Source organism: Daejeonella sp. (genome assembly GCF_037719425.1).
Classification (GTDB): domain Bacteria; phylum Bacteroidota; class Bacteroidia; order Sphingobacteriales; family Sphingobacteriaceae; genus Daejeonella.
Genome location: NZ_JBBJNI010000197.1, coordinates 1 through 5501 on the forward strand (window position 1 = coordinate 1; position 5501 = coordinate 5501).

At 41.4% G+C, this 5501-nt stretch carries 5 protein-coding genes; all 5 read left to right on the forward strand.

Annotated elements, in window-relative coordinates; translation table 11 throughout:
• Positions 1-187 precede the first annotated feature (187 nt).
• The 5 genes from purN (at position 188) to WKF69_RS18065 (ending at position 5115) form a co-directional block, all read left to right on the forward strand.
• Positions 188-766: a phosphoribosylglycinamide formyltransferase gene (purN, locus tag WKF69_RS18045; protein WP_340383704.1), complete on the forward strand. Its 579-nt coding sequence runs from the start codon at positions 188-190 to the stop codon at positions 764-766.
• A gap of 169 nt (positions 767-935) precedes the next feature.
• Positions 936-2462, forward strand: a complete 1527-nt coding sequence (gene purH / locus WKF69_RS18050) for a bifunctional phosphoribosylaminoimidazolecarboxamide formyltransferase/IMP cyclohydrolase (RefSeq protein WP_340383705.1) — start codon at positions 936-938, stop codon at positions 2460-2462.
• Positions 2463-2658: 196 nt separating this feature from the next.
• Complete coding sequence (locus WKF69_RS18055; protein WP_276363182.1) at positions 2659-3681, forward strand: rod shape-determining protein; 1023 nt, start codon at positions 2659-2661, stop codon at positions 3679-3681.
• A 91-nt stretch (positions 3682-3772) separates the two neighbouring features.
• The gene (gene mreC / locus WKF69_RS18060) at positions 3773-4600 is read left to right on the forward strand and encodes a rod shape-determining protein MreC (protein ID WP_340383708.1); all 828 of its coding nucleotides are present in this window, start codon (positions 3773-3775) and stop codon (positions 4598-4600) included.
• Positions 4600-5115, forward strand: coding sequence for a rod shape-determining protein MreD (locus tag WKF69_RS18065; protein WP_340383710.1), 516 nt, complete (start codon positions 4600-4602; stop codon positions 5113-5115). Before mreC ends, WKF69_RS18065 begins: the two co-directional genes overlap by 1 nt.
• Positions 5116-5501: the final 386 nt, after the last annotated feature.

The following is a 5501-nucleotide window of genomic DNA, read 5'->3' on the forward strand; positions in this document are numbered from 1 at the left end:
GCTTAATTACCAACTAATTGAAAAATAAGATGTTGCATAAAAACGTCAATGGTAGCGAAGCGAAGCAACCCCACTTTATAAATTTAATCCTGCTAACAATTCAATCTCCCCCGTGTTATCCTTACTGATTTTCGAAATCATTTCCATAAAACGCTCAAAATAATATCTTTGTTAAAAAACATTTAGTTTGAAGAAACGAATAGCCCTTTTTGCCTCAGGTTCCGGATCTAATGCCCAGAAGATCATGGAATATTTTAAAAAACACCATGACGCAGAAGTAGCTATAGTCCTTACAAATAATCCTGAGGCCTATGTTTTACAGCGCGCGGACAATTTTGAAATCCCATCGCATATTTTTGATAATCATGAATTCACCAAAACGGACGATGTTGTGCAGCTTCTTAAAAACCTTCAGATCGATCTCATCGTGCTTGCTGGCTTCTTATGGCTTATCCCACAAAACCTTTTGAAGGCATTTCCAAATAAGATCATTAATATCCACCCTGCACTTCTTCCTAAATTTGGAGGGAAAGGCATGTATGGAGATAAGGTTCATAAGTCTGTGCTGGATAGTAAAGAGGAAGAATCAGGCATTACTATTCATTTTGTGAATGAACAGTTTGACGAAGGTGAATTGATTCATCAATCCCGCTTCCGGATTGAGGAAGGTGACGACCTCGAAATGATAAAGTTTAAAGGCCAGCAACTGGAGCACCTGCATTACCCCAGGGTTGTTGAGGGACTATTAAAGAAGATGAAGAGTTAAATAAAAGCTGAAAACTGAAAACTGAAAGTTAGGAAACGTACCTATCGGCCAACCTCAGAGCTCATTTCCGTTTTCCAAATCCAGCTTCAACTTTCAGTTTTCAATTTTCAGTTCCTATTCAAAATTCCCATCAAAAAAACTATCTTTGCGGCTCCATTAATACTTTTCAATGAGCCATCCTGTTAAGATAAAAAACGCTTTAATTTCAGTCTATTACAAAGATAATTTAGAACCTCTTATCCGTCAGCTGCATGCTGATGGCGTTACTTTTTACTCTACGGGAGGGACAGAGAAATTTATCCGCGATCTGGGCATTGATGTTATAGCGGTTGAAGATCTTACAGGCTATCCTTCCATCCTTGGGGGACGGGTAAAAACGCTTCATCCAAAAGTTTTTGGCGGGATTTTGAATCGCAGAGAACATAAAGAAGATAAGGCACAGATCGGTCAGTATGAGATCCCCGAAATTGACCTTGTAATCGTTGATCTATACCCCTTTGAAGAAACTGTTAAATCAGGAGCAAAAGAGGAGGATATTATCGAGAAGATTGACATTGGCGGCATTTCACTTATCCGTGCTGCGGCAAAAAATTATAATGATGTGGTGATCATCGCATCAAAAGACGATTACACTACCTTAAGTGATATATTGACAGAAAACGCGGGCTATACCATGTTATCCCACCGTAAATCATTTGCGCGCCAGGCTTTCAACACCTCCTCGCATTACGATACCGCTATTTTCAACTACTTCAATCAGGAAGATCCACTGGCTGCTTTCAAATACAGCGAGCAAAAATCCAGCGCACTTCGATACGGTGAGAACCCGCATCAGAAAGGTTTATTTTATGGTGACCTAAGCGCAATGTTTGAAAAGCTTAACGGCAAGGAACTATCCTACAATAACCTTGTGGATGTTGATGCTGCGGTTTCATTGATCGATGAGTTCGAAGACCCTACTTTCGCAATTTTAAAGCACACCAACGCATGTGGTATAGCTTCAAAAAGTTCAATTCTTGATGCCTGGAAAGCTGCCCTTGCCTGCGATCCGGTTTCTGCGTTCGGCGGAGTATTAATTTGTAATCGTGAGATTGATGCTGACACCGCTGCCGAGATCAATAACCTTTTCTTTGAAGTTTTAATCGCGCCCTCTTATAACAAGGCTGCTCTTTCTATCCTTACCGGGAAAAAGAATAGGATTATCCTGAAAAGAAAGGAAGTTCAGCTTCCAGCAAAGCAGTTTAAAACCCTGCTTAACGGTGTGATCGAACAGGATAAAGATCTGCAGATAGAAGGCCCTGAACATATGGTTTCGGTTACAGACCGCAAACCAGATGAGCAGCAGATGAAAGACCTTGCGTTCGCTAATAAGATTGTAAAACATACTAAGTCAAACACGATCGTTCTGGCTAAGGGCGGCTGCTTAATTGCAAGCGGAGTTGGCCAAACATCGCGCGTAGACGCACTACAGCAGGCAATAGTAAAAGCTAAAGCTTTTCACTTTGACCTTTCGGGAAGTGTTATGGCATCGGATGCATTTTTTCCTTTTCCTGATTGTGTTTCAATAGCTGCAGAAGCTGGCGTGGTTATGGTACTACAGCCTGGTGGCTCGATCAAGGATCAGGATTCAATCGACATGGCAAACAATAAGGGCATAGGCATGGTTACCACTGGGGTAAGACATTTTAAACACTAAAAAGTAGTAAGTATTAAGTATCAGGTATCAGGACTGGGCGCATAGCCAGGTACTTGCAACGGGCAACCGACAACTCTCAATTATTGTCACTGCGAGCGAAGCGTGGCAAAACAACTTTGTCATTGCGAGCGAAGCGCGGCAAAACAAAAAAAAGAGTTTATCTTAGGAAACATTTTCAACATCTAACATTATAGAAATGGGTTTATTTAATTGGTTTACACAAGAGATCGCGATTGACCTGGGCACCGCCAATACTCTTATTATTCATAACGATAAGGTTGTTGTGGACGAACCCTCGATCGTGGCGTTTGACCGCACAACAAATAAGGTTATCGCTATCGGTCGGCAGGCAATGCAGATGGAAGGTAAAACACACGATAATATCCGTACTGTAAGGCCATTGAAGGATGGGGTAATTGCTGATTTCAACGCTGCCGAGTACATGATCCGTGGAATGATCAAAATGATCAACAATGGTAAAGGATGGTTCTTCCCATCGCTACGTATGGTTATTTGTATTCCTTCTGGCATCACAGAAGTTGAAAAGCGGGCAGTACGCGACTCGGCTGAGATCGCTGGCGCCAAAGAAGTGTACTTAATTCACGAACCCATGGCAGCCGCTGTAGGTATTGGTATCGATGTTGAAGAGCCAATGGGTAATATGATCATCGATATCGGTGGGGGAACGACTGAGATTGCAGTTATTGCTTTATCCGGAATTGTTTGTGATCAGTCCATACGTGTTGCGGGAGATAATTTTGATAGTGATATCGTTCAGTACATACGTCGCCAGCACAACATTATGATCGGTGACCGCACGGCTGAAAAAATCAAGATTGAAGTTGGTGCTGCTTTACCTGAACTGTCTGACCCTCCTGCTGACTATGCAGTACAGGGACGTGACCTGATGACAGGAGTTCCAAAACAGATCACTGTTTCATATACCGAAATCGCTCACTGTCTTGATAAATCCATTTCAAAAATTGAAGAAGCGATTCTCAAAGCCCTTGAGATCACTCCTCCTGAGCTTTCAGCTGATATTTACCAAACCGGTATTTATTTAACAGGTGGTGGTGCATTGCTTCGTGGCCTGGACAAACGTATAGCTGCTAAAACTAAGCTTCCTGTGCATGTTGCCGAAGATCCGCTGCGTGCAGTAGTTAGAGGAACCGGGATCGCGCTTAAAAATATCGGTAATTTCAAATTCTTAATGCAATAAACGAGTTGTAAGTTATAGGTTATAAGTATTAAGTTTGACTTGGTGTCGAATTTGTTCACTTACAACTTATAACTTACAACCTACAACTCCTATGCGTAACCTCTGGCTTTTCATAAGTAAGTACAACGCATTTTTTTTGCTGATCATTTTCTTTACCATTTCTCTCATTATAATGGTAAACAACAACTCTTATCAGCGCGCCAGTGTGTGGAATTCATCTAATCAGCTCATTGGCAGCACCTATGAAAGGGTGAATGAATTCAGCAGCTACCTTGTTCTTGGAAAGACTAACGACAGCCTTGCGAGTGAGAATGCGCGTTTAAGAAATCTGTTAAAATCATCCTTCTACAGTGACAGCATTAAGCAGGTCCGGGTTAATGATACACTCGTGAAACAACAATATACTTATACCGTCGCCAGGGTTATCAATAACTCCGTACATCAGAAAAATAATTACATTACGATCAACCGGGGATTAAAGCACGGTATTGGAAAAGGGATGGGGGTAACATCCGCAACAGGAATTGTAGGAATCGTATTAAATGTCTCTGAGAATTTCGCGACTATCCGTTCCCTGCTGCATACGGAAACTAAGGTTAGTGCAAGTGTTAATGGCAACATTGGGTCGCTTGTTTGGGGTGAAGGAACTTTGGATGCTCGTTACGCTATTCTGAAAGATATACAAGGCCATCTGGTTGTTAAAAACGGCTCAAGAGTAGTTACATCGGAATTTTCCTTATTCCCTCAGGGCACCAATATTGGTAGGGTGTCTAAAACCGGAGTCAAAGGAGATGATAGCGGATTAAATATTGAAGTTAAGCTTGATACCGACTTTTCCGCGCTGCAGTATGTGTACGTGATCACTAATATGCTTTCGAAAGAACAATTGTCTCTTGAAGCTTTAAACAAGGCTGAATAATGGGAAGAGCTATAATTGTTAACACTATACGGTTTATCCTGCTAATCGCTACACAGGTTTTCCTGCTGAAGAATACAGGTTATTACAATCTCAGCGTGCCATATCTCTACATCTTATTCATCTTATTATTGCCCTTCAATATTCCCAATGGGCTGCTCTTTCTGCTGGCCTTTGTTACGGGGCTAACTATTGACGTTTTTTATGACACTTTAGGATTACATGCACTTGCTTGCACGGTGATGGCATTTGTCAGGATTATATTTATCAGCGTCACGGTACATAGGGATGGTTTTGATAACGAACCAGAACCGCGCCTTGGTATCATGGGTTTCCGTTGGTTTTTATTCTATGCTATCATTCTGGCCTTCTTCCATCACTTGTTGTTATTCTCCTTCGAAGCGTTCAGGATATCGCAATTTGGCTACACGATTGTCAGAGTGCTGTTAAGCGCCGTGTTAAGCACGTTTTTAATCCTGGTCACTGAGTTTGTATTTTATCGCAAGAAAGTAAGGTAGTACTTCATTTAATCGGATTAGAATTTAGGCTTTGAATATCCAAAAAAACAGAGATAATAGTCTTCATATTTTCTTTTGAGCAATAGATAAAATAATATCTATAATGACAATATGAATTAGAAAAGCAAAGCCTGCGAACAGTCGGTTCCGGCAGTCCTGCTCTCCGAAGTAGCTTTGCCAACGCATTTTGTTTTTCCTTTGAATTTTGACCAGCAAAGGCTACTTTCTGCGATCAGGTTTAGATTGCAGGGACAGTGTTTGCTATTAAAGTTTCTTCCCAAACGCCGCCAACACTGTTAGCGGACGTTTTAAGTTCTAAGATGCATTTACTCTGATTTCCGATCGCCACTCATTTCCGGAACATAATTTAGCCCCGGAGTCAGGTA